This window comes from Pseudoduganella namucuonensis (genome assembly GCF_900116645.1).
Classification (GTDB): domain Bacteria; phylum Pseudomonadota; class Gammaproteobacteria; order Burkholderiales; family Burkholderiaceae_D; genus Rugamonas; species Rugamonas namucuonensis.
In genome coordinates, this window is record NZ_FPBO01000002.1 from 1 (window position 1) to 23,366 (window position 23,366).

Annotated in this window: 20 protein-coding genes; 7 read left to right on the forward strand and 13 right to left on the reverse strand. The window is 66.9% G+C overall.

Features of this window, described 5'->3' with window-relative positions; all coding sequences use genetic code 11:
- Positions 1 to 272 (reverse strand): transposase (locus BM436_RS35930; RefSeq protein WP_143132906.1); only part of this gene is annotated, 272 nt, incomplete at its 3' end.
- 291 nt (positions 273 to 563) lie between these two features.
- Here BM436_RS35930 and BM436_RS36905 point away from each other — a divergent pair.
- Genes BM436_RS36905 through BM436_RS02180 form a run of 3 tightly spaced genes read left to right on the forward strand, consistent with a single transcriptional unit; the run spans position 564 to position 3,156 of the window.
- On the forward strand, positions 564 to 1,034 hold the full coding sequence (locus BM436_RS36905; RefSeq protein ID WP_093553040.1) for a hypothetical protein: 471 nt from the start codon (positions 564 to 566) through the stop codon (positions 1,032 to 1,034).
- Positions 1,031 to 1,924, forward strand: a complete 894-nt coding sequence (locus BM436_RS02175; protein WP_093553042.1) for a tetratricopeptide repeat protein — start codon at positions 1,031 to 1,033, stop codon at positions 1,922 to 1,924. Before BM436_RS36905 ends, BM436_RS02175 begins: the two co-directional genes overlap by 4 nt.
- A gap of 5 nt (positions 1,925 to 1,929) precedes the next feature.
- Positions 1,930 to 3,156 carry an ATP-binding protein gene (locus BM436_RS02180; RefSeq protein WP_229488919.1) on the forward strand — a complete coding sequence of 409 codons (1,227 nt, stop codon included), beginning with the start codon at positions 1,930 to 1,932 and terminating at the stop codon, positions 3,154 to 3,156.
- A 58-nt stretch (positions 3,157 to 3,214) separates the two neighbouring features.
- On the opposite strand, the gene BM436_RS02185 is transcribed toward BM436_RS02180, so the two are convergent.
- Positions 3,215 to 4,306, reverse strand: a complete 1,092-nt coding sequence (locus tag BM436_RS02185; RefSeq protein ID WP_093553046.1) for an ATP-binding protein — start codon at positions 4,304 to 4,306, stop codon at positions 3,215 to 3,217.
- Positions 4,307 to 4,308: 2 nt separating this feature from the next.
- Entirely contained in the window at positions 4,309 to 5,439 is a 1,131-nt protein-coding gene (locus BM436_RS02190) for an FIST signal transduction protein (RefSeq protein WP_093553048.1), read from the reverse strand.
- Positions 5,440 to 5,720: 281 nt separating this feature from the next.
- On the opposite strand from BM436_RS02190, the gene BM436_RS02195 reads away from it, so the two are divergent.
- Together BM436_RS02195 and BM436_RS02200 are read left to right on the forward strand one after the other, a co-directional pair.
- Positions 5,721 to 6,074 carry an energy transducer TonB gene (locus tag BM436_RS02195; RefSeq protein WP_093553050.1) on the forward strand — a complete coding sequence of 118 codons (354 nt, stop codon included), beginning with the start codon at positions 5,721 to 5,723 and terminating at the stop codon, positions 6,072 to 6,074.
- Positions 6,075 to 6,180: 106 nt separating this feature from the next.
- Entirely contained in the window at positions 6,181 to 6,939 is a 759-nt protein-coding gene (locus tag BM436_RS02200) for a hypothetical protein (protein ID WP_143132911.1), read from the forward strand.
- Positions 6,940 to 6,948: 9 nt separating this feature from the next.
- On the opposite strand, the gene gluP is transcribed toward BM436_RS02200, so the two are convergent.
- The 6 genes from gluP to BM436_RS02230 form a co-directional block, all read right to left on the reverse strand.
- Complete coding sequence (gluP, locus tag BM436_RS02205; protein WP_229488922.1) at positions 6,949 to 8,241, reverse strand: glucose/galactose MFS transporter; 1,293 nt, start codon at positions 8,239 to 8,241, stop codon at positions 6,949 to 6,951.
- A gap of 139 nt (positions 8,242 to 8,380) precedes the next feature.
- A complete protein-coding gene (locus BM436_RS02210; protein ID WP_093553635.1) occupies positions 8,381 to 11,005 on the reverse strand; it encodes a TonB-dependent receptor in 2,625 nt (874 codons plus the stop codon).
- 118 nt (positions 11,006 to 11,123) lie between these two features.
- Positions 11,124 to 12,377, reverse strand: a complete 1,254-nt coding sequence (locus BM436_RS02215) for an ABC transporter substrate-binding protein (protein ID WP_093553056.1) — start codon at positions 12,375 to 12,377, stop codon at positions 11,124 to 11,126.
- A gap of 250 nt (positions 12,378 to 12,627) precedes the next feature.
- Positions 12,628 to 14,100 (reverse strand): ATP-binding protein, encoded by a 1,473-nt coding sequence (locus BM436_RS02220; RefSeq protein WP_093553058.1) that lies wholly within the window; start codon positions 14,098 to 14,100, stop codon positions 12,628 to 12,630.
- Positions 14,093 to 14,806, reverse strand: coding sequence for a response regulator (locus tag BM436_RS02225; RefSeq protein ID WP_093553060.1), 714 nt, complete (start codon positions 14,804 to 14,806; stop codon positions 14,093 to 14,095). The genes BM436_RS02220 and BM436_RS02225 overlap by 8 nt, the downstream gene beginning before the upstream one ends.
- A 20-nt stretch (positions 14,807 to 14,826) precedes the next feature.
- Positions 14,827 to 16,083: an ABC transporter substrate-binding protein gene (locus BM436_RS02230; protein ID WP_229488805.1), complete on the reverse strand. Its 1,257-nt coding sequence runs from the start codon at positions 16,081 to 16,083 to the stop codon at positions 14,827 to 14,829.
- Positions 16,084 to 16,282: 199 nt separating this feature from the next.
- Here BM436_RS02230 and BM436_RS02235 point away from each other — a divergent pair, with 199 nt between their 5' ends.
- Entirely contained in the window at positions 16,283 to 18,409 is a 2,127-nt protein-coding gene (locus BM436_RS02235) for a dipeptidyl-peptidase 5 (RefSeq protein WP_093553064.1), read from the forward strand.
- A gap of 58 nt (positions 18,410 to 18,467) precedes the next feature.
- On the opposite strand, the gene BM436_RS02240 is transcribed toward BM436_RS02235, so the two are convergent.
- Positions 18,468 to 19,520, reverse strand: a complete 1,053-nt coding sequence (locus BM436_RS02240; RefSeq protein WP_143132913.1) for a lysozyme inhibitor LprI family protein — start codon at positions 19,518 to 19,520, stop codon at positions 18,468 to 18,470.
- Between the two features lie 124 nt (positions 19,521 to 19,644).
- Between BM436_RS02240 and BM436_RS02245 the strand changes: the two genes are divergently transcribed.
- The gene (locus BM436_RS02245) at positions 19,645 to 20,091 is read left to right on the forward strand and encodes a hypothetical protein (protein WP_093553068.1); all 447 of its coding nucleotides are present in this window, start codon (positions 19,645 to 19,647) and stop codon (positions 20,089 to 20,091) included.
- Between the two features lie 179 nt (positions 20,092 to 20,270).
- On the opposite strand, the gene BM436_RS02250 is transcribed toward BM436_RS02245, so the two are convergent.
- The 3 genes from BM436_RS02250 to BM436_RS02265 form a co-directional block, all read right to left on the reverse strand.
- Positions 20,271 to 21,578, reverse strand: a complete 1,308-nt coding sequence (locus BM436_RS02250) for an MFS transporter (protein WP_093553070.1) — start codon at positions 21,576 to 21,578, stop codon at positions 20,271 to 20,273.
- 124 nt (positions 21,579 to 21,702) lie between these two features.
- The gene (locus BM436_RS37680; RefSeq protein WP_229488808.1) at positions 21,703 to 22,491 is read right to left on the reverse strand and encodes a BON domain-containing protein; all 789 of its coding nucleotides are present in this window, start codon (positions 22,489 to 22,491) and stop codon (positions 21,703 to 21,705) included.
- A gap of 86 nt (positions 22,492 to 22,577) precedes the next feature.
- Positions 22,578 to 23,267 carry a hypothetical protein gene (locus BM436_RS02265; RefSeq protein ID WP_093553072.1) on the reverse strand — a complete coding sequence of 230 codons (690 nt, stop codon included), beginning with the start codon at positions 23,265 to 23,267 and terminating at the stop codon, positions 22,578 to 22,580.
- Positions 23,268 to 23,366 lie beyond the last annotated feature (99 nt).

A 23,366-nucleotide genomic window follows, 5' to 3' on the forward strand; every position in this document is an offset into this window, starting at 1 on the left:
AAGCCCTTGCTACGGCAGTACTCCGCCAACTCGGTCGCGTTCAGCGCTGCCGTCTCCAGCACCACTGCAAACTTGTCTTCCGAGGTCCATTCCTCGGCATTTTTCCCACTACCTGGCACAGGTATTCCTTGATTACGAAGTTGACGGCGCCAAGTATAAAGGGTTTGCTCCGTGATCCCGCTCTCGCGGGCCAGCTCCGACACCAGCCGGTTTTGCGGCGGCATCATCTGCCGCAGTAGCGATTCTTTCCGTTCTGCTGAATACTGCCTCACACGATCTCTCTTGCCCGCCCCCGATACGTTTCTACTTCGTCAGGTGACGCGACAACTATTCTGACACCGGGGGAACCTGAAGGGTATTGAAATCCTCCTGGCTCCGCTACAAGGACGATCAGTCAACTGGTGATGAACTTACCCGCTACGGCGCGTAAGATTTTTTGCGTCCCGCGGCAACGTCCCCACCAAGGCCCTTGAGGCATCCGCACCGCACGTTCTTGCACAGTATACAATTGCGGATTCCCAACAATAAGCCTGACAGCCCTGGCCCCGCCCTCACCAGCCATCATGACCGAACACTTGTTGCGCCCCTCCCTTGCAAACACCCGCACCGCAGCCGCCCTGTACTCGCCGCGCTCGAGCTTCCTGCTCGGCTTTTTCATGGGGCCGCTGCCGCTGATACTCTACAGCGCCCTCAATTCGATCCGCCTCAAACGCGCGGTTGACATGGTCGCCTATGCCATCGCGCTGGCCGTATTCAGTGCACTGGTCTATACCTCGTTCATGGACCAGCGCCCCGCTGCGCTAGTCTGGATCAACGCACAGCTGGGCGAAGGCACGTCGATGCGCGGCGCGGCGCGCATCCTGGCTATCGTGCTATGGGGCTGCTTTTACCTGATGCATCGAAAGGAACACCGTTCGGCCGACCTGTTCGGCGAGAGGCCTTCGCCATGGATCGCCGCCATCGGCTGTGCCGTCGCCGGCAGCGGCCTGCTGTACGGAATCAGCTTCCTTTTCATTACCTTCCTCCAAAAATGAATGACACGATCGCACTGTCTGCGCACGACTACCGGGTACGTATCGAGGGCCTGATCGAGCGCCGCCGCTTTTCGCAGGCGAGCGCACTGCTAGGCGAAGCGCTGGCCAACTTCCCTGACGACAGCGAGCTGCTGCATTCGGCCGCCACCATCGACTATCACAACGAGAACCACGAGGCGTCCTTGCACACGCTGCAGCAGTTGCTGGTCCGCGCGCCCAAGCATCTCAATGGCCGCTACCTGCTGGTGGGTGTGCACGAGGCGCGCGAGGACTGGCCGCAGGCCGAAGCCGTCCTGCTCGACTTGCTGCACGACTACCCGGAATCGTCGCCCCTGTATGCGCGCTATGCGATGCTGATGTACCGCACGCAACAAATCGACAAGGCCATGGAACTGGCCCGCGAGGCGCTCCGCCTCGATCCCGAGGACGACGGCGCGCTGGCGGCGACGATGATCGGCGACCTGATCGACGGCCGCAAAGGCGATGAACGCAACAGCCTCGCCGCGCTGATGATGAAGCACCCGGAGGACATGGTCACGGCACGACTGCTGATCGTCCACCTCATCAACCGCGGCCGCTACTGGTCGGCAAAACGCATCGCCATCGAGCTCCTGAAGGCCCGGCCCGATTCGCGCGAAGCGCTGGAACTGGTGGTCGAGATCGAAGCGCTGTGCCACTGGAGCGTCGTTCCCCTCTGGCCGCTGAACCGCTGGGGCACCGCCGCCACGATCACGCTGTGGATAGGCTGGATACTGGTGTATAAGCTGCTGCGCAGCTACGCGCCGCAGGTATCCGACATCGCCGCCACCCTCATCCTCGCTTATTGCGTCTATTCCTGGGTTTATCCCTTCCTGCTCAGGCGCTGGCTTAAACGCCGCGCCGGTCTTTGATCGCCATGTGCATGTCACGCGAAGAACTCGAACAAGCCCTGCTGGGCGACCCTTTCAATACCGCCATCCGCCTCGACTACGCGGCCTTGCTGCTGGCCGCGTCCGACGCGGCGGCGGCCCTGCAGCAATACGAACTGTCCACGCGCCAGCAGGCCGATGCCCCGGCCTTGGTTGGCATGGCGCGCGCCCTGCTCGCGCTCGATCGCCGCAACGACGCGTTGAGCGCCTATGCCCGCGCGCGTCAGCAAAGCGGATTTGTCGCCGACCCCGCCCTCGATCAGCTGTCCCAGACCGCGCGCCATGGCGGCGCGCCGGCGCTGTCGCTGATCGCCGGCACAGACAAAGTGGTTCCCCTCAAACCGCAGGCCGAACGTACCGTGCGTTTCGAGGACGTGGGCGGCATGGCGGCGCTGAAGAAATCGCTGCGCCTGCACATCATCGAGCCCTTCCTGCGCCCGTCCCTGTTTGCCCGCTTCAAGAAGGACGGCGGCGGCGGCATCCTGCTGTATGGCCCGCCCGGCTGCGGCAAGACTATGATTGCGCGCGCCATCGCCAGCGAATGCAATGCGAGCTTCCTGTCGGTCGGCATCAGCGACGTGCTCAATATGTGGATGGGCGAAAGCGAGCGCAATCTGGCCCAGCTGTTCGAGAAGGCGCGCGCGCAAAAGCCCTGCGTGCTGTTCTTCGATGAACTCGACGCTCTGGCCTTTTCACGCTCAAAAGCGCAGAGCGAACATAGCCGCACCATCGTCAATGAATTCCTGGCCCAGCTGGACGGCTTCGAGCGCAACAACCGCGACGTGCTCTTCCTCGGCGCGACGAATATGCCGTGGGATGTGGACGCCGCGATGAAACGGCCCGGCCGCTTCTCGCGCCAGATATTCGTGCCACCACCCGACCTCGAGGCGCGCCGCCATATCATCGACATCAAGCTGCGCGAAGTGCCGACCGAAGGCATCGACGCCGAGGCCCTGGCCAAGGCCACCGAGCAGTTCTCCGGCGCCGACATTGATGGCCTGATCGACCTGGCAAAGGAAAGCGCCATCCACGACATCATCGCAGGCCATCCGGAACGGCCGATCAACGCCGCCGACTTCACCTTCGCGCTCGACGAATGCCAACCCTCGACGATCGAATGGCTCAAGACGGCACGCAACCTGGTGCGCTACGCAGGCAGCGACGCGAGCTACCGCGACGTCGAGAAATACCTGAAGCAGGCCAAGCTGCTCTAGCGCTTGTCGCCCAACGACATCCGGCGCGCAAGCCTTTTTCGTTCCCATACAAAGCGGCTTACGCTTCCGCCTCGTCCCCGGCGCCGTGCCGGATCGGCAAGCGCACGCGGAAGGTGGTGCCGCGTCCGACCTCGCTCTCGACCTCGATGCCGCCGCCGTGGGTTTGCACGATGCCATAGGTGAGCGACAGTCCGAGTCCGGTGCCCTTGCCCACCGGCTTGGTGGTGAAGAAGGGGTCGAAGATGCGGCCGATGTGCTCCGGCGCGATGCCGCAGCCGGTGTCGCTCACGGAAAACCAGACCTGCCCGTCCCCGGTCCCCGTGCGCAGCGTGATCTGGCCGCGCGCCGGCGCGATCGCGTGCGCGGCGTTGATGACCAGGTTCATGACGACCTGGTTGATCTGCGACGACAGGCAGTCGATGTCGGGGATGTCGCCGTATTCCTTGACCACGTCGGCGTGGTACTTGATCTCGTTGGCGACGATGTTGAGGGTTGAGTCTATGCCCTGGTGCAGGTTGAAGGGATGCCAGGTCTGCGTGACGTCGACATGGGAAAAGTCCCTGAGGTCCTGGACGATGCGGCGCACCCGTTCCAGCCCGTCCTTGGATTGCTCCATGAGCTCGGGGATGTCGTCGCGCAGATAAACCAGGTCGACGTCCTTCCGCAACGCGCGCAGCGCCTGCGCCACCGCCGGCGCGCCTATCGCGCCTTCCGCGTCCTCGTAGGCGCGCAGCATGGCGAACAGGCGCGCCACGTAGTCCTGCAGGGTGCCGAAGTTGGAATAGATGTAGCCGATCGGGTTGTTGATTTCATGGGCGACGCCGGCCGCCAGCTGGCCGATGGACGCCATCTTGTCCGACTGCAGCAGCTGGTTGCGCGCCGCCTCCAGCTTCTGGTTGAGCTCCCGCAGTTCGGCGTTGCTGGTCGTCATTTGATCCATCAGGCGCTGCTTGTCGGCCAGTTGCTCCTCCAGTTGCCGGTTGCGCTTGCCCAGCTCCCGCGACATGATGTCCAGCGAGTTTTCGATCAGCACACGGTCGCTCTCGAAGCCGGCGTAGGCGTCGTCGATCGCCCGGGTCAGCCCGTCGAGATCGGCGGCCTTGCCCTCGCCGCAAAACTTGCGCAATTGGCGCGCGAGCAGTGGGTGCATGCTCACTCCTCGCTGAAGGTGGTGACCGTCATGGTTTGGTTGTGCAGCTCGCAACGCGTCAGCGCGCTGTGCGGCGCGATCTCGCCATAGGAATAGAATCCGGCCAGCATGGCGCCCGCCCCCAGCACCTCGGCCACGCCCTCCACCTCCTCCTCGATGCGCTGCTGCAGGACCAGCTTGCGGCCGATGCAGCTGACCAGGATGGCCAGTTCCGGCGCGGCCCCGTCGAGCTGGCTGCGGTTGTCCTCGGCGGCGGCGATGGCGCCGTCCACCAGGCGGTTGAAATTCGCCTTCATCAGTTGCGCGAAGGCGCCGACCGGCATGTCGCCTGCGAAGGTCATGCACTGCCGCTCCTCGTCTATGCCCAGGATGGTCCGCACCACATAGGTGTCGGAATCCGGCAGGTGCAGCGCCAGCGGGAACAGCAGCGCCGAGGACGGCAGGCGGTCCGCCTGGCTGCCCAGGTAGGTCTTGTACAAGGTCAGCGCCGATTCGCCGTCGAGATCGAACAGCACATTGCCCTCGGCGCGGCTGATGCGCCGCTCGGGACCGAAGGTGTCCCAACCGCCCACGGAGCCGCAGCCCACCCGCAACCGGTCGCCGTAGAAGCCGATCGCCGCGATCTGCCGCGGCGCCGCCGGCGCGTTGGCCAGCACCACCGTGGCGCCGAAATCCGCGCCGTCGCCGGCCAGGCCGCCGGTCACGTTGACGCCGGCCGGCAGCGTGGCGCGCAAGCCCTGCACCAGCTCGCTGCCGTTGACGGCCAGGCCGTCGGAAAACACCAGCACGTGGCGCAGCCGGTCGCCGAGCAGCTGGTGGATCAAGGCCTCGCCCGCGTGGCGGCTGTCAGCCGCCGAGTCGAGCTGCGCCGCCACGATCCTCACGCGGGTGCCGGCGAAACGCACCGCCGTCAAGACGATGCTGTCGTCGCGCACTTCCGTGCCGCGGATTTCACCGGCGGTGCTGCAGCCGGCGATCAGCGCCGCCGGGCAGGCCAGGCGCAGCATGGGGAACAGCGCGGGGTCCTGAAGCAAGCGGCGGGCGCCGAACACCAGCAGCAGGTCGGCATCGTCCGGCAATCGCAGGCCGTCCAGGGCCGCGACTCGAGTGATGTGAAACTGGGTGATCCGCATATTGAGTCTCCGTCGGCAACATCGTCAGGCGATAGTAGCACTCCGGCACACCCGCGGAAAACCAATCCCTCTCGATTAAGGTGCGGCGCGCACCGGCATGGTGATAATCCGTGCAATAAAACAAACAAATCCGCCATAAGGTGGTGCGTTTCATTGTTATCTTATTTGAGAATATCGATCATCCGAACAATCAATTTTCAAATATCAAAAGACCACGGTATATTCAAATCGAAACAAGGCTTCTTTATTCCCATCGATTACTTTATTTACTGGAGGTTCCCATGTCCGCCCATACGCGCGCCATCGCCACTATGTCGTCTTTGCTGATTTCCCTATCCGCCGGCCACGCGCTGGCGGCCGACGCGGACACGCGTTCCGCGCAAGGCACCTGCGCAACGCCGGTGTTTCCGGGCGCCTGGCAGAAGGAGGACATAGAGGGCAACGCCAGGATCGGCGTGCTGGTCGGCGCCGATGGCAATGTCCTGGAAAGCAAATTGCTCGAATCCAGCGGATATAAGGAGCTGGACAAGGCATCGCTGCGGGCCAGCAAAAAATGCACATTCAAGCCGGCCGCCAAAACCGGCGATTTGGCGCCAAACTGGGTCCGGGTTAAATACAGCTGGGTGCTTAAATAAATACCCGCCGGCTTGTTCTTGTTCAAAACAATGTGACAAAGCGTGACTTTTCCAATAGGAAAAATCTTTATAGTGGTGCCTTTCAATACGATATTGGGAGCACCACGTGACATCGAAATTCCGCCCGACCGCCGCCATGGCCGCCGTCGTGGCCTGCCTGTTCATGCCAACGGCCGGCGCGGCCGAGCGCAGCTACGCCATCCTGTCGCTGGCGGGCGACAGCATCACCACGGTGCTGGAACGGCCGCAGACCGGCAGCAAGATCGACCAGAACGAGAAGACCCTGGTGCCCATCGCCGACAAGGTGTTCGACGAGGCGGCGATCCAGGCCATCAACGCCGCCATCAAAAAGCGGGAGCCGGACGCGAAGACGGTGCTGCTGCTGACGCCGGACCCCGGCCTGTACAAGGCGCAAAACGCCATGTTCGAGTCGCCGTCGTCGACCGCCGACGACCGCACCTTCCTCAAAAGCCTGCTGACCAACCGCGCCGTCACGCACCTGGTGCTGGTGACCAAGGCGCGCGCCGAGGCCGACATCTGGATCAGCGACATTCCCGTCAGCACCGGGCGCATCGAGGGCCTGGGCTATTACATGAACAACAGCATCCGCATCAGGAACACCGAGACCGGCGGCCACGGCACCGGCATCCTGGCGCCGTTCGCCTATGTGAAGGTGCGCCTGATCGACGCGGCCACGCTGAACGTGGTGGACGAGGTGGTGCAGAAGAAGGCCAGCCCGGTCGGCAACCACACCGGAGAAAGCCGCGCCTCCTGGGACGTGCTGACCTCGGCCCAGAAGATCGACTACCTGAACAGCCGCTTGAAGGAAGCCGTGGCCGAGGCCGTGCCGCGCCTGATCAAATAAGGCGCCGCGTCAGGCGCCCACTCCCCGCCAGCTGGTCATCCTGTGGCCGCGCAGGGCGTAGAACAGGATCAGCGCGTAGCAGGGCAGCATCACCCAATACGCCCCTTGGGGCGTGTAGGCGTCCGACATCCGGCCATACAGGATGGGCAGCAGGGCCCCGCCCGCGATGCCCATGATGAGCAGGGCCGAACCGCTGGCGGTGTATGGCCCCAGGCCCTGCAGGGCCAGCGGCCAGATCGCCGGCCACACCAGCGCGTTCGCCAGCCCCAGCAGCGCCAGGCACATGACCGTGTCCGGCAGCGCGGGCACGCCGGCCCAGCCCAGCAGCACCTGCGACAAGGCGGTGCCGGTGGGCGAGCCCGTCACCACGCCCAGGGTGCAGGCGATGCCGCCCAGCGCCGAGACCAGCAGCGCGTCCCTCTGCGACAGGAAACGGGGGATGGCCAGCGCCCCGATCGCGTAGCCCAGCACCATGAAGCCCATCGTGTACGAGGTCAGCACGCCGAAATTGACGACCTCGAGCTGGCGGCCGTACAGCCCGATGGTGTCGCCGGCGATGACCTCGACCCCGACATAGGCGAACAGCGCCAGCGCCCCCAGCACCAGTTGCGGGAACTGGAACACGCCGAAGCGCCGGGTGGCGTTCCCCCCCCCGCCGTCGCCGCCGTCGCGCTCCTGCGCGATCTCGCCCAGGCCCGACCAGCGCACCAGCAGCATCACCAGCAGCAGGCCGCCCGCCATGACCGCGTACGGCATCACCAGCCGCGCCGACAATTCCGCCCGCAGGGCCGCCCTGCCCGCCTGGTCCAGCGCGGCGATGGCGGCGTCCGAGTGACCGCCGATGCCGGACAGGATCAGCGACGAGAACACCAGCGGCACCACCACGCCGGCGCCCTTGTTGAACAGGCCCATGATGCTGATGCGCATGGCGGCGCTGTCGCGCGGCCCGATGCAGACGATGTAGGGATTGATCGCGGTCTGCATCAAGGTCATGCCGCTGGCCAGCGTGAACAGCGCCAGCAGGAACAGGCCGTAGTAGCTGGTGCGCGCGGCCGGAATGAACAGCAGCGCGCCCAGCGCCATCACGCCCAGGCCCAGCATCATGCCGTTCTTGTAGCCGACCCGGCCCAACACGGCGGCCGCCGGCAGCGCCATCACCGTGTAGGCGATGTAGAACGCGAAGGTCACCCACAGCGCCTGGAAATTGTTCAGGTCGCAGACGATTTTCAGGAAGGGGATCAGCGAGCCGTTCAGCCAGGTCACAAAGCCCAGTATGAAGAACATCAGGCCGATGAACAGCATGGCCACGACCACGCTCCTGGTCGAAGCGGCCTCTCGCGCCGGTTCAACGCGTTGTAGTTTTTGATTCATTTTGCATCCGGGATGGGTCAGGGGAAGGCCTCCCCGGACGGGGAGGCCCGATCGGCGGCGCCTCGGAGGCTCAGTACTTGGCGCGCAGGCCGACGCTGTAGCGCGAGCCGTTCTCGTACACGCCCACCGGCAAGCCGTCGGTGGTGTTGGTGCGGATGACGGCGTTGCCCAGGTTGACGGCCGACGCGAACACGCTCAGGCGCGGCGTCACGTCCCAGTTGGCGGTCGCGTCCCACTGGCCGTAGGCGCTGGTCACATCCTGGCCGCCCTCGTTCAGGCCGCCGTACGACTTGGAGCGGTAGTTGTACGACAGGCGCACGCTGTAGTTGTTGCGCTCGAAGTAGCCGCTGGCGTTCAGCTGGTTCCTGGAGTTGCCCACCACGTTGAGCTTTTGGCCGCCCGCCAGCGCGCCGGTCTTGGCGTCGGTCAGCGTGTAGTTGACCACCGTGCCGAAGCCGTTGCCGAAGGCCTGCTGCCACTGCAGTTCGATGCCGTGCACGGTCTGGCCGTTGTCGGCGTTGTGCGGACGGGTCACCGGACGCATCACGCCGCCCACGTTTTCCTGCGCCGTCGAGGTGTAGATGAAGGTGTCCAGCTTCTTGCTGAAGGCCGTCGCCGACAGCAGCGAGGCGTCGGCGAAGTACCACTCGCCGCCGAACTCGAACTGGTTGGCGTGGTAGGGCTTGAGCAGCGGATTGCCGGCCGTGGCCGCGTTGGTGGTGCCGCTGACCTCGGTGCTGGCGCTCAGGTCGCTATAGGTGTTGCGGGCCATCACGCGCGAGATGGCGCCGCGCAGCACCACGCTGCGGCTCAGGTCGTACACCGCGTTCAGGTTGGGCAGCACGTCCGAATAGGTGCGCGGCACGCTGCCGATGGTGTAGTTGCCGTTGCCCCGCACGTCCTGGTAGGCCTCCGAGGTCTGGCGGGTCCGCACCAGGCGCACGCCCACGTCGCCGCGCAGCCTCTCGTAGCCGTAGTCGGCGCGCACATAGGCGGCCGTGATCTTTTCCTTGATGCGGTAGTACTCGCGCTTGGCCTCGGCGTACACCATGCCCTTGTCGTACATGGCGAAACCCTTGCTCACGGCGAGCTGGTCGTCCACCCACGCGTACTGCGTCAGCGAACCGGCGGTGGCCGCCTCCTGGCTCAGCAGGGGCGAGGCGCCGGTCGACAGGTCGGCCAGCGAGAACGACTGCCAACCCGGGCTGCCGGGGCCCACGGTGCCGATGGTGCGGCGGTTTTGCACGGTGTTGTCGCGCAGTTTGAGGCCGAACTTCACGTCCTTGATGAAGGCGCCGCCCGTTTCCCAGGTCAGGTCGGCCTGGGCGTAGTTCTCCTTGCCCTCCATGCGGCGTATCCAGTCGCGCGCGCCCTGCAGCGTCAGCTTGCCCGGGTCGAGCGGGCTCATGTCGAGATACTTGACCTCGTAGGTGTCCGGCGCCAGGTTGATGGTGGCGCGGGTGTTGCCGGTGAACCAGAAATTGCGGTCGTGGTTGCTGCCGCCGGCGGCCGACGTCGTGCCCATCTGGCCATGCAGCTTCCAGCCGTTGCCGCCGTCGTAGGTGCCCTCCAGGTCCAGCACCTTGGACTTGACGTAGGCGTCGCGGTAGATGGGCTCGAACGACACGCCCGTGGCCGGGCCCACCGTGCCGCCGACGAAGGCCTTGGTGCCGTCGGAGGTGGTGATGAAGCGCGGGTTCGTCACCCTGATCGTGTTGCTGGCGTCGGCCAGGCCGCCCACCTGCCACAGGTAGTTCTGGTTGCTGTTGTCCATGCTCATGTCCGAGTTCAGATAGTTCAGGGACAGGTCGGTGTCGCTGTTCGGACGCCATTGCACGGTCACATTGCCGGTGGTGCGCTCGCGGTCCTGGCGGAAGATGGCCGAGCCGCCGCCCCAGGAGGCGTAGGCGTTGGGCGTGGCCACGCCGTTCTGGTCGACGATGGTGTACTTGGTGGCGTCGGTGAAGTTCTCCAGGCCGTCGCGGCGCATGGTGCGCTGCTGCTTGCTCAGCGCCAGCAGCACGCCGAGGGTGCCGTCCTCGTTCTTCCAGCTCACCAGGCCGGAGGCTTGCGGATCGGCCTTCTTCGGCAGCTTGCTATAGGTCTCCTCGAAGGAGAACTGGGCCGTCAGCGGCTGCTTGAACTGCAGCGGCTTACGCGTCTTGACGATCACCAGGCCGCCGATGCTGCCCTCGTCCAGGTCGGCCGACGGGCTCTTGTAGACGTCCATGCTGCCCACCAGCTCGGACGGCAGGATGTCGTAGTTGAAGCCGCGGCTTTGCGAGTCGTTCTTCCACCAGTAGGCGGAGGCCACCGATTGCCCGTTCAGCTGCGTCATGTTGAGGTTCTTGTCGGTGCCGCGCACGAAGATGTCGCGGCCCTCGCCCCAGGTGCGGTCGACCGACACGCCCGGCATGCGCTGCAGCGAATCGGCCAGGTTCTTGTCCGGGAACTTGCCCACGTCCTCGGCCGACACGGAGTCGACGATGTTTTGCGCGTCGCGCTTCTCGGCCAGGTTGCGTTTCAGGGTTTCGCGGATGCCGCGCACCTCCACCACGGACGGGTCCTTGTCCTTGGACCCGCCCTGTGCTTCCGGCGCGGCCTCGGCGGCGTGGCTGGCCGGGACGGCCATGGAGGCCATCACCAGCGCGATCAAGCGTGGCAGGCATTTTTTCCGAAATTGAGTCTGAGACATGTTGTACATCCCTATCGATTAGTTTTTATTCGCACCGGACCGATCCGGCTCTCCCAAAAAATCCCCGGCGCCGCCACTGGCGCCGGGGCGAATCACACATCTATGGGGGGAGGTGTGATCATTTCCGCGGCGGCGCGTACGCCTTCGCAAAACCCTGCTGCACCCGCCGCGCCGCCTCCGCCGCCGGCAGCTTGCCGTTCAAGACCTGCGCGTTCACCTCCCACAGCAGGCTCTCCATGCTCGGCGTGCCGCGATTGAGGAACTGCGCGTTGAGCCGGAACGTCAGCGCGCAGCTGTTGCGCCACGCCGCCATCTGCTTGGCCACGGGGTCGCGCACGGCGATCAGGTGGTTCGACAATGTGAAGAAGCCGATCACGCGGTTCGTGTACAGGTCGGCGAATTCCTGCGAGCCCAGCCAGGCCAGCAGCCGGTAGGCGGCCTCCTTGTTCTTCGATTTGCGGTTGACGCCGATGCCGATGTCCATGTGCTCGGACACCTGGCAAGCCTGGCCGGCGCGCCGCACCGGCGGCGCGAACACGCCCAGCTCCAGCCCCGGCGCGCGGTTGAACCAGGCGATGTCCCACGAGCCCGCCGGGTAGACCGCCGCGCGGCCCTGGGCGAACTGGGCCTGGCTGTCGGCGTAGGTCTGGGTGGCGGCGTTGGCGCCCAGGTAGCCGGCCAGCCTTTCCTCGAATTCGAAGGCGGCCACGAAGGGCGGATCGGTGAATTTGGCCTTGCCGGCCACCAGCGCGCGCCGGCCCTCCTCGCCGCGCCAGTAGGACGGGCCGATATTGGTGAACACCGTCTGGCTGGCCTCCCATTGCTCGGCCGTGCCCAGCGCCAGCGGCGCGTAGCCGCCATGCTTGCGCACCGCGTCCAGCACGGCGAAGAATTCGGCCTCGGTGGCCGGCGGCTGCAGCTTGAGCCTGGCGAAGATCTTCTTGTTGTAGAAGAAGCCGTGGATCACCGACGCCACCGGCATGCAGAAGGTGTCCTTGCCGTCGTCGGTCTGCCAGGCCATCAGGGCGGCGGCGTCGAAGTACTGCATGCCGCTCTTGCCGTTGAGCTTGTCCAAGTGGCCCTTGCGGTACAGGGGCAGCGCGGCGTCGAACGGCCGGCAGGAGATCAGGTCGCCGGCGGTGCCGGCGGCCAGCCGGCCGGCAACGCCGCTGTCGTATTCGGTCGGGGCGGTGGCGGCGAAGCGCACCGTGATGCCGGGATGCTTCCTCTCAAAGGCGGGGATCAGCACCGTGTCCCACACCGCCTGGTCGTCCACCCGCCAGCTCTCGAGCACCAGGGTGCTGGCGCGCGCGGCGGTGGCCGACAGCAGTGTCAGCAGCAGCGTGTTTCCGAGGAGGCGGGCAATGTTCATCGGGTGCCTTGGTGGTCGATGAATTCATGCTATCACCCGAAAACATGTAACACTAGCAACCCCGCCCCGCGTCCTCCGGATACGCAAGTGCTTGATTAAATTGAATAATATCGCGGATCGGCGACGGCCGGGCTTACGTTTCCTTACAGAGCGCGAAGCGGGGCCGGCGGCGGCGGCCGCGGGCAAGCTCACACAAGCTTACAAAACTTAACAATACGGATGAATAAATAATACGGCAGCGCCACAGCCCTCAGGCCGGCAGGCGGATCACGGCGTTCAGGCCGCCTTGGGGATGGTTGGCCAGCACCAGTTCGCCGCCATGGCCGTCGATGATGCCGGCCGCGATGCCCAGGCCCAGGCCCATGCCGCCGTCGTTGCGCTCGCGGCCGTGCGACAGCCGCACATAGGGCTGCAGCAGGCTGGCGAAGGCGTCCTCGGGCACGCCCGGTCCGTGGTCGCGCACGGCGATTTCGATCCAGCCGTCCACGCCGCGCACCGACACCTCGGCCCGCTCGCCGTAGAACAGCGCGTTGTCGAGCAGGTTGCCGATGGCGCGCTTCAGGGCCAGCGGCTTGGCGCGCACCGTCAGCGGCGTGCCGCCGAAGGCCACGCCGTGCCCCGCCAGCTCGGCGCTGCGCACCAGGCGCCGTATCAGCGCGTCCAGGTTGACCTCGGCAGGATTCTCGTGGATGTCGCTGTCCTTGACGCATTGCAGCGCGCCCTTGACCATCATGTCCAGCTCGTCCAGGTCCTCCTCGAATTCCTGGCGCAAGGCGTCGTCATCGAGCAGCTCGGCGCGCAGTTTCAAGCGCGTGATCGGCGTGCGCAGGTCGTGCGAGATCGATATGAACAGGCGCTCGCGGTCCGCGATGTAGCGCGCGATGCGCTCGCGCATGGCGCCGAAGGCGCGCGCCGTGTTGACGAATTCGCGGCTGCCCGATTCCGGCAGCGCCGGCGCGTTCTCGTCCTTGCCGAAGGCCTCGGCCGCGTCCGACAGCGCCGCCAGCGGCCGCGTGATCGAGCGCACCACCAGGATGGACAGCAGCAGCACCGCCGCCAGCGACAGGGCCTGCGGCACCAGGCGGTCCGTCGACAGCGGGTCGTGGCTGTTGAGGAAATACGGGTTCGGCATCAGGGTCGCCAGGTACAGCCAGTTGCCGGGCTCCAGTTCGGTCTGGATCACCAGCACCGGCGCCGGATCGGGCTTGAGCAGCAGGATGTGGCGCACCCAGCTTTCCGGCAATTCGCCCACCTTCACGCCGTCCGGCGACACGGCCAGCTGGTCGGGCCAGGCGAAGCCGAGGCGGATCGGTCCGGCCGGGCGCAGATCCGCCGTCAGCGTCGCTTCCAGCGTGGACAGCGCGGTGTGCGCCAGCGCCTGCCCGCCGATGCCGGGCACCGGCACGTAGGCCTTGTTGAGGCCGACGAAGAAGCGCGTGCCGCCCATCTCGCGGAACTGCTGGATCAGCAGGCTGCGGTAGCTGGGCGGCAGGCTGCGGAAGAAGCGGATGGCGCCGGCCGCGCCCTGCCCCAGGTATTGCGACGCGGCCCGGGTGTCGGCCTCGGCCTTGGTGCGCAGCTGGGCGGACCAGATCAGGCTGGCGGCCAGCTGCGTGACCAGCAGGCCGGCCACCATCACCAGCGACAAGCGGCCCAGCAGCGACTGCGGCCATAGCCGCCAGAGTCGCCAGCCGCGCCAAGCCCGCCAGCCCCGCTCAGGCATGGGAAGCGCTCACGTCCGCCGAGAACACATAGCCGGCCCCGCGCACCGTCTTGATCAACGCCGGCTGCTTGCCGTCGTCGTTGAGGCGCAGGCGCAGGCGGCTGATCTGCACGTCCAGCGAGCGGTCCAGCGGGCCGGACTCGCGCCCCCGCGTCTGCTCGCACAGCACGCCGCGGTCCAGCACCTCGCCCGGGTGCTCGACAAAATACTTGAGCAGCACGAAGTCCAGCCCCGTCAGCACCACCTGCTTGCCGTCGGCGTCGACCACCGTGCGCTCGGCCAGGTCGAGCGTGAAGCCGTTGAAGCGCAGGTAGCGCGTGGCGGCGGCCGGCTCGTTGCCCACGCGGCGCAGGATGGCCTTGATGCGGGCCAGCAGCTCGCGCGGGCTGTAGGGCTTGGCGATGTAGTCGTCCGCGCCCAGCTCCAGGCCGACGATGCGGTCGGTCTCGTCCGAGCTGGCGGTGAGCATGATGATGGGCACGTTCGACTGCTTGCGCACGATCTTGCACAGGGCGAAGCCGTCGGTGTCGGGCAGCATCACGTCCAGGATCACCAGCGACAGCTGGTCGCCGTGGTGGCGCAGCTCGGCCAGGAAGCTCTCGCCGTTGTGCGCGGGCAGCACCTCGTACTGGTTCTTCTCGAGATAGGTCTTGAGCAGGACGCGGGTCTTTTGGTCATCGTCGACGATCAGTATCTTGCGTGCCATGGGGGTATCCGGTTATCGGTTTATTTGCGGTGTTGCAGTTTGAGCGAGCGCAGCACGGCCGCCAGGCGGCGCTGCACCTCGCCGGGCGTCACGGCGTCGTTGACGAAAAAGCGGTGCACCTCGGCGATGATGGCGTCGCGGCTTTCCTCGTCCGCCGCCATGCGGTGCACCAGGCTGGGCACCTGCGATTGCGCGCCCTTGGCGAAGGCGGTCCAGGACGCCCTGGCGCAGCTGTCCATCTGGGCCGGATCGGCGTCGCGCCGCACCGGCACCGAGCCCTTGGCCAGGTTGTATTGCTGCTGCACGGCCGGGGTCACGGCCAGCCGGGCCAGCTTCTCCTGGGCGGCGACGTGGGCGTAGTCCTGCGTGAACATGGACAGCGTGTCGACGCTGTACAGGTGCAGCTTGCCGGTGCCCGGCATGGGCGCGCAGGAGAACTCGTCGTCGAGCGGCACGCCCAGCTCCTTGAGCTCGGCCTTGGCCCAGTCGCCCGTCACCAGCATGGCCGCCTCGCGCCTGGCGAAGCGGCGCACCACGCCGGTCCAGGGCTGCTCGTCGAGCGGGCTGGCCATCCAGCCCTTCATCAGGCGCAGGCGCTCCAGCGCGACGGCCAGGCGCGCATCGGCCGCCGCCTGCGGGGTCTGGCGCACGAACAACTCGCGGTAGTAATCCGGCCCGCCCTCGGCCAGCACCAGGTTTTCGAACAAGGTGGCGACCTGCCACGGCTCGCTGCTTTGCAGCAGCGGCGCGACGCCGACGGCGCGCAGCGCGGCGGCGGCCAGCGCCAGCTCGTGCCAGGTGGACGGCGGCGCCAGCTTCGCGCGCGCGAACAGCTTGCGGTTGTACAGCAGGGTATTGATGCGGTGGATGCCGAGCGGCGCGGCGACCACGTGCTTGCGGTGCTGCACCAGCGCCAGCACGGTGGGGAACAGGGCGTTGTTCCAGCCGCCGGCCACGGCCACGCCGTCGAATTCCAGCAGCAGGCCCAGCTCGGCCCATTCGCCGATCGAGGCGCCGATGATCTGGGTGGCGTCCGGCGCGTCGCCGGCCAGCACGCGGCTCTTGAGCACCTTGCCCGCCCCCAGGCCGGCGCCGCCGGGAATCGCGCCGTCCTTCCATTCCACGCCCTCCTCGCCCAGCCGGAGCGCCAGCACGTTGGCCGCGCGGCGCTCGCTGGCCGAGGTCCACCAGTGGTGCACCTGCAGCGAGGAGGACGGCTGCGCCTCGGCGCGCGGGAGGATGGCGGCCAGCCCGCACAGCGCCAGGCCGAGCAGCACGCGCGGGCGACGCGGGCCTGGGCGTGGTGGCGGGACGTTGTGTGGGATGGGCGCGATCGGCATGGCGTACGGATTATAGCGAAGCCGCGTTGGAATAGAACAAAGCATCTTGATACATTCCGGAACATATGGCCGATTGACACGTATCGCGCTTTTCTCCACTATGTCCCGCTTCGACCCACAAGCCGGACACAAGCACATGACCAATCCGCTCTCCCCCCTCGCCGCCCTGTTGCTGGCCACCGCCAGCCTCGGCGCCGCCCACGCCGCCGACGCCACCCCGTCCCAGGCCACGGCCAAACACGCGATCACCCACGAGGACGTGTGGCTGATGAAACGCGTCGGCTCGCCCGTCGCCAGCCCCGACGGACGCTGGGTGGTGTTCTCGGTGACCGACACCGCCTACGACAGCAAGGAGCAGTGGGCCGACCTGTGGATCAAGTCGCTCACCGACGACAGCGCGCCGCGCCGCCTGACCCACTCCAAGAGCGGCGAGGGCGCCGTCAACTGGTCGCCGGACAGCAGGGCGCTGATCTTCATCGCCAAGCGCGACGGCGACGAGGCGGGCCAGATCTACCGCATCGACGTGGCCGGCGGCGGCGAGGCCCAGCGCCTGACCACCCTGACGCTGGGCGCCCGTTCGCCCAAGTTCAGCCCGGACGGCAGGCAAATCCTGTTCGTCAGCGACATCTTCCCCGGCACCACCGACGAGGAATCGATCAAGAAGGCCGCCAAGGAGCGCAAGGACCGCAAATACAACGCGCGCGCCTACGAATCCTTCCCGCCGCGCTTCTTCGACAAATGGCTGGACGACAAGCAGGTGCGCCTGTTCGTGATGGACGCCCAAAACGGCGCGGCGCCGCGCGACATCCTGTCCGCCACCACGCTGGCGGCCATGCCGGGCTTCGGCGGCGGCCAGGGCGACGAGGGCCAGTCGCTGGACGCGATCTGGGCGCCGGACGGCAAGTCCATCGTGTTCTCCGCGTCCACCAACCGCGACCAGCTGGCCCATGCCAGCGCCTACACGCAGATCTTCGCGCTGCCGCTGGCCGGCGGCGAGGCGCTGAAACTGACCGCCGACAAGCGCAGCTACGGCTCGCTGAAGTTCGCGCCGGACGGCAAGACCCTGTTCAGCCTGACGCAGGAGGAAAACCCGACCAAGGTCTACGACCTGGACCGCCTGGCCAGCTTCGCCTGGCCGATGGCCGCCGGCGCCCAGCCCAAGCTGCTGAGCGCCACGCTGGACCGTTCGATCTCGCGCTACGTGCTGCCGGCCGATGGCAAGCGCGTCGTCTTCAGCTACGAGCACGCCGGCCTGGAGCAGCTGCACTCGATGAACTACGCGGGCGCCGACCTCAGGCACGAACCATCGTCGCCGACCGGCAGCATCAACGCGCTGAGCGCGGGCGGCAAGGCGCTGGTGGGCGTATGGGAATCGGCCATCAATCCGCCGGAGGTGTACGCCTTCAACGGCGGCCAGCCCAAGCGGCTGACCGCGTTCAACGTGGACAAGGCCGCCGCCATCGACTGGCAGGCGCCCGAGCACTTCTGGTTCAAGACGCCGGACGGCCGCCAGATCCACAACATGATCGTCAAGCCGGCCGGGTTCGACCCGGCCAGGAAGTATCCGCTGTTCACCGTGATCCACGGCGGCGCCGCCAACATGTGGCGCGACCAGTTCGTGCTGCGCTGGAACTACCACCTGCTGGCCAAGCCCGGCTACATCGTGCTGCTGACCGACTACAAGGGCTCCACCGGCTACGGCGAGGAGTTCGCCCGCTCGATCCAGTTCGACCCGCTGAAAGGCCCGGGCGAGGAGGTCAACCAGGCGGTCGACGAGGCGATCAAGAAGTACGGCTACATCGACGGCGACAAGCTGGCCGCCGGCGGCGCCAGCTACGGCGGCCACCTGGCCAACTGGCTGCAGGCCACCACCACGCGCTACAAGGCCATCGTCTCGCACGCGGGCGAGATGGACCTGGTGATGCAGTGGGGCACCAGCGACAGCATCTGGGGCCGCGAGGTCAACGCCGGCGGCCCGGTGTGGTCCAAGCTGCCGGTGTGGCGCGAGCAAAGCCCGGTGATGCAGGCGGGTAATCACGAAAAGGGCACCGGCTTCAAGACGCCGATCCTGATCACCGTGGGCGAGCTGGACTACCGCGTGCCCGCCAACAACGCGCTGATGAACTTCGCCACCCAGCAGCGCCTGAGCGTGCCGAGCAAGCTGATCGTGTTCCCGGACGAGAACCACTGGATCCTCAAGGGCGAGAACAGCCGCTACTTCTACAACGAAGTGCACGGCTGGCTGGCGAAGTACCTGAAGTGAAACCGGCGGGGCGGAGCGCGCCCGGCGCATTCCGCCGGACGCGCGCGTCCCCCGCGGCCTAGGACTCGAACTCGGCCAGCTGCTCGATGCGGCGCTGCGTCAACAGCGCCTTCCACGCGTGGGCCGCGACGCCCGGATAGCGCGCCGCCCCCAGCGCCACCCAGGCGTCGCGGTAGGCCAGCCACGCCAGCTGCGTGGCGCGCACGCCGTCCTTGGTCACCGTGCCGAAGCCCAGCTCTTGCGGCGCGTCGTGCGCCGTCGAGCGCTGCATCAGGCGCACGTACATCGCATTCATTTTCTTGTCGAGCTGCGCGAACTGGCGCGCCGTGTAGCGCGGCACCCTGCCCTTTTCCGCGTCCTGCAGGTCGCGCGCGAACAGGTCCAGCTCCGCGCTGCGCGCCTCGCTGCTGATGGCCGCGCGCAAGGTGCCGCTCTGGTCGGTTTCCTGCTCGGCGCGCTGGTCGGCGAACGCGTCCAGCGCCTGCTGCAACTGCGCGGCCGCCGCCTGCTGCGGCGCCGGCCACGACTTCAATATCGCCATCAGCCTGGCGCTGCGCGCCTTGCGGTCCAGGCGCTCCCGGATCTGCGCGCAGACGCCGCCCATGTGGCCGCTGGTGGCGTCGTCGCACTGGTCGAACGGCGCGTCGTCGCGGCGCGTGGCGCGGTCGCCCAGGTGGGCCACGCGGCCATCCATCTCGGCCGGCGCGGCCGCCATCGAACAGGCGTAGCGCAGCGCCAGCTCGGGGCTGGGCGAGACGCCGTAGCCGTTGGCGTACAACATCATCAGCACCGCCGCGTCGTCCTCGGCGTAGGCGCAATGGCGCACCTGCTCCCACGCGGCCGGGCTGGGCGAGGACAGCTGGCGCGTGTCGTAATAGCGGTCCTGCGCGCCGCAATTGCGCAGCCCGTGCAGCAGCCGCGCCGGCGGCACCTCGCGCGCCGGCGGCTGCGCGTTGCGCACCGCCAGGCACTGGCGGTACCAGGCCGCGCCGGTGTCGCCCATGCTGCCCATGGCCGACGTGTTCGGATACTCGGGCGGCTGCGCGGATGCGGGCCACGCCAGCAGCGCCAGGGCGCCCAGCGCCAAAGCGCGCGCCGTCGGTAGGCTCATGAAATCTCCCCGTCTGTATTGATTTCCCTACAGTATAGAGAGGATCGCGTTTGTTACAAAATAAATACTTTGTTTCCGTACGGACAAGCTAGAATGCCAACTCGTCTATTCAGCGAGGGTACTGATGAAGAAGGTCATCGCCGTGTTATACACGGCCGCCGCGTGCGGCGTGACGGCGGCGCGCGGCGCCGAAACCGATCCGCACCAGACGGCGCCCTGCGCGCAGCCGGACTTCCCGACCCGCTCCAGTTCGAACGACGGCGTGCGGCGGGTGGAACAGGCGCTGAAGACCTGGCGCGCCTGCTTCCGCGCCGCCACGCAGCGCAAGCAGAGCGTGGACGAAATGATGGCCTCGGCGCGGGAATACCAGCAAGTCAAGGCCAAGCACGAGGCGTGGATACTGGCCACCATCCAGCACAGCAACGGCCAGGCCTACGGCCAGCTGGCCGCCGCGCGGGTCGAGCGCGACTTTTGGGAAAACCTGATGCTCCAGCGCGGCGACGGCAATCGCAAGAGCCACGTCCGCCGAAGCGACGAAGCCATCATCCAGCAAGTCGCCGGCGCCAACTGAACGCCGCCACCAAAAGCGCCCAGGGCTATTTAATTAAATAGCCCTGGGCGCTTTTTTCTTTTCGGCAGCGGTTCGCGGGACGGCGCCAGAGGGCGGCGGCGCGCATCCGTGTCGCGGCGGCAAAAAGCGCCCAGGGCTAATTTCGAAAATGGCCCTGGGCGCTTTTTGGGGGCGGGGCGCTACGCGGCGGCTTGGGCGGGGGACGCGGCGGCCACCGCGGCGCTTTGGCGGCGCACCGTGAGGATCAGCAGCGCGGCGACCAGGCAGGCGGCGCCGGCGGCGAACAGGGCGGGGTCGTAGCTGAACCACAGCGTGCGCACGCGCCCGGCGCCGTAGGTGGCCGTGGCCGCGCCCAGCTGGTGGCCGGCGAAGATCCAGCCGAACACCATGCCGGCTTTCTCCTTGCCGAACGCGGCGCCGGCCAGCTTGACCGTCGGCGGCACCGTGGCGATCCAGTCCAGCCCGTAGAACATGGCGAACAGCGACAGCCCGTACAGCGTGAATTCGGAATACGGCAGCCACAGCAGCGACAGGCCGCGCAGGCCGTAGTACCAGAACAGCAGCTTGCGGTTGTCGTAGCGGTCCGACAGCCAGCCGGACAGGATCGTGCCGATCAGGTCGAACGCCCCCATCATCGCCAGCACCGACGCGGCCGGCACGGCGGCCAGGCCGGCGTCGCCGCACAGGGAAATGAAGTGGGTCTGGATCAGCCCGTTGGTGCTGAGGCCGCAGATGAAGAAGGTGCCGAACAGGATCCAGAAGGTGCGGCTGGCGCTGGCCGTTTTCAGCACGGCGAACGGGGTGGCCAGCGACAGCCGCATCGCCGCGGCGGGCGCGGCCGCCGGCGCGGCCGGGTCGGCGCCGTAGGGACGCTGGCCGACGTCGGACGGGCGGTCGCGCATCAGGAAGAACGCGGCCAGCGCCACCAGCGCGCAGCAGGCCAGCACCGGCAGCACGGCCATGCGCCAGCCCAGGTTTTCCACCAGCCACGCGCCCAGCGGCAGGAACAGCAGCTGGCCGGTGGCCGAACTGGCCGTCAGCACGCCGATGATCAGGCCGCGCCGCGTGTCGAACCAGCGGTTGGCGACCACCGCGCTCAGCACCAGCGCCGTCATGCCGGACCCGAGGCCCAGCACCACGCCCCACAGCGCCACCAGATGCCAGAATTGGCTCATGCCCAGCGCCAGCAGCAACCCGGTGCTGATCAGCGTGAGCGCGGCGACGACGACGTTGCGCAGTCCGAAGCGCTCCATCAGGATGGCCGCGAACGGCCCCATCAGCCCGAACAGGGCGAAACGCACGGCCAGCGCGGACGAGATCTGGTCCACGTTCCAGCCGAACTCCCTGGCCAGCGGTTGCAGCAGCACGCCCGGCAAGCCCAGCGCGGCGGACGAGGTCAGCGCCGTCAGGAAGGTCAGGGCCACGACGACCCACGCGTAATGGATGCCGCGGCGTTCCAGCCAGGCGGATAGGGACGGTGGGTGCATGGTTTCCTCGCGGTGACAGTTCCAGCCCAGATTACATTACGACCATAATTTAAGCAAGCGAAAAAAAGGCCCGCGCGCGGCGGGCCCCCGGTGCTGGCGGCGGCCGGACGCCGCCGCACACGGCTTATTTCTTGACCTGGATCGAGCTTTTCACCTCGGCCACGCCCTTCACGTTGCGCGCCAGCTGCACGGCCTTGTCGGCCTCAGCCTTGGAGGGCACGAAGCCACTCAGCATGACCACGCCCTTCACGGTTTCCACGTGCACGTCCAGCGCCTTCACGCCGGGATCGGCGGCCAGGTCGGCCTTGACCTTGGTGGTGATGACGGTGTCGCTCATGGCGTCGCCGGCGTCGCGGGTCTTGTCGCGGGCGGTGTCGGCGGCGGCCACGGTCTTGTCGCGCACGGTGTCGGTGGCGGCGGCGGTGCGGTCGCCCACGGTGCGGTCATTCGGACCGGCGACGCCGGCCGAGGCCACGGTCTTGCCGGTGGCGTTGTCCACGACGGCGATGGCCGGGGTGGTGCCGGTGGTGCCGCGCAGCTCGGCGATGGCGGTGGACTTGGCGGCTTTCGCCTCGCTCTTGCAAGTGCTCTTCGCGCTGCCGCTCAGGTCATCGCATTTTTCCTTGGCCAGTTCGTATTCCGCGTCGGCCACGTCCTCGCGCGCCTTGCGGATGGCGTTCGGCGTCGCCTTGTGCATGGCGACCGCGTCAGCCTCGGCCTTGGCGCGGGCCACTTTGGCCTCCTCTTGGCAGACGTCCTTGGCATTCTTCTTCAGGCTGTCACACTTTTCTTTGGCAACCTTGTACTCACTGGTCGCCTTGTCCCTCATGGCATCGTACGCGGCCTTGTCATTGTCCGCGGCGTAAGCGGTGCCGATGGCGCCGGCCAGTGCAAGGATGATGAATTTATTCATGATGGTACCCCCTAAGTGATGGTTAGCAGAGTCATTAAACCCCAGCAGCGGGGCACACTCTGTACGCTATCCAACACATGGCGCCATCAGTCCGCGCTCAGCATTCCCTTGTCCCACAGCGCGCGCGCCTGCTCGAACGGCGTGCCGTTGCCGGCGAAGGATTTGCCGTCGGCAACCAGTCCCAGCCAGTTGGCGGTGTCGTGCGACACATGGGTCGTGGGCTGGGCCGCGCGCACCGCGCTCAGCCATTGATAGACGTGGCCGTACTCGCCCGGATGGTTGCGCTGCATCCACGCCAGCGCGGCCAGGTCGGCATAGCCCTCCTCGCGGCGGGTGTCGCGCAGCTCCAGCGTCAGCTTGACGATCTCGGCCGGCACGGCCGCGTCCACCGGCGGCTCCTGGAAGCCCTTGGGCACCGCGTGCCAGATGCCCTGCGCGTAACGCCAGCAGTGGCCGATCTCGTGGGCCGTCATGGCCTCGATCATCAAGGCGCGGCGCGACTGGGGGACCTGGTCCAGCACCTCCTCGGCGGCCGGGTTGCCGCGCATGGAAAAGACCAGTTTGCAGCGGCCGCCGTCGAAGCCCATGGCCAGCGGCACGGCGCCGGGCGCGGCCTGGGGCTGGACGACGATGTCGATGGGGAGCCGCAGCTGCTTGGCGTACGCCAGCACCGGTCCGCCGGCCTGCAGCCAGCGCGCTTCGATTTCCGTCAACTGCGCCGCGCCGGCGAATACCGGCAGCGCCGCGACCAAGATAGGCAAGAAAAATTTGGACATGGTTCCGCTCCCTGAACAGGAACTATACATGCCCAACAGCAAGATGTAACACTTTGCCCGCCGCTGTTACAATTTATTTTCTTGGAGAAATAACAATTT

Bases quoted from the DNA above. Each gene is read 5' to 3' on its own strand.
- BM436_RS36905 (WP_093553040.1), top strand. From the start codon at position 564: ATGACCGAACACTTGTTGCGCCCCTCCCTTGCAAACACCCGCACCGCA.
- BM436_RS02175 (WP_093553042.1), top strand. From the start codon at position 1,031: ATGAATGACACGATCGCACTGTCTGCGCACGACTACCGGGTACGTATC.
- BM436_RS02180 (WP_229488919.1), top strand. From the start codon at position 1,930: ATGTGCATGTCACGCGAAGAACTCGAACAAGCCCTGCTGGGCGACCCT.
- BM436_RS02185 (WP_093553046.1), bottom strand. From the start codon at position 4,306: ATGCACCCACTGCTCGCGCGCCAATTGCGCAAGTTTTGCGGCGAGGGC.
- BM436_RS02190 (WP_093553048.1), bottom strand. From the start codon at position 5,439: ATGCGGATCACCCAGTTTCACATCACTCGAGTCGCGGCCCTGGACGGC.
- BM436_RS02195 (WP_093553050.1), top strand. From the start codon at position 5,721: ATGTCCGCCCATACGCGCGCCATCGCCACTATGTCGTCTTTGCTGATT.
- gluP (WP_229488922.1), bottom strand. From the start codon at position 8,241: ATGCTGTTCATCGGCCTGATGTTCTTCATACTGGGCTTTGTGACCTGG.
- BM436_RS02210 (WP_093553635.1), bottom strand. From the start codon at position 11,005: ATGTCTCAGACTCAATTTCGGAAAAAATGCCTGCCACGCTTGATCGCG.
- BM436_RS02215 (WP_093553056.1), bottom strand. From the start codon at position 12,377: ATGAACATTGCCCGCCTCCTCGGAAACACGCTGCTGCTGACACTGCTG.
- BM436_RS02220 (WP_093553058.1), bottom strand. From the start codon at position 14,100: ATGCCTGAGCGGGGCTGGCGGGCTTGGCGCGGCTGGCGACTCTGGCGG.
- BM436_RS02225 (WP_093553060.1), bottom strand. From the start codon at position 14,806: ATGGCACGCAAGATACTGATCGTCGACGATGACCAAAAGACCCGCGTC.
- BM436_RS02235 (WP_093553064.1), top strand. From the start codon at position 16,283: ATGACCAATCCGCTCTCCCCCCTCGCCGCCCTGTTGCTGGCCACCGCC.
- BM436_RS02240 (WP_143132913.1), bottom strand. From the start codon at position 19,520: ATGAGCCTACCGACGGCGCGCGCTTTGGCGCTGGGCGCCCTGGCGCTG.
- BM436_RS02245 (WP_093553068.1), top strand. From the start codon at position 19,645: ATGAAGAAGGTCATCGCCGTGTTATACACGGCCGCCGCGTGCGGCGTG.
- BM436_RS02250 (WP_093553070.1), bottom strand. From the start codon at position 21,578: ATGCACCCACCGTCCCTATCCGCCTGGCTGGAACGCCGCGGCATCCAT.
- BM436_RS37680 (WP_229488808.1), bottom strand. From the start codon at position 22,491: ATGAATAAATTCATCATCCTTGCACTGGCCGGCGCCATCGGCACCGCT.
- BM436_RS02265 (WP_093553072.1), bottom strand. From the start codon at position 23,267: ATGTCCAAATTTTTCTTGCCTATCTTGGTCGCGGCGCTGCCGGTATTC.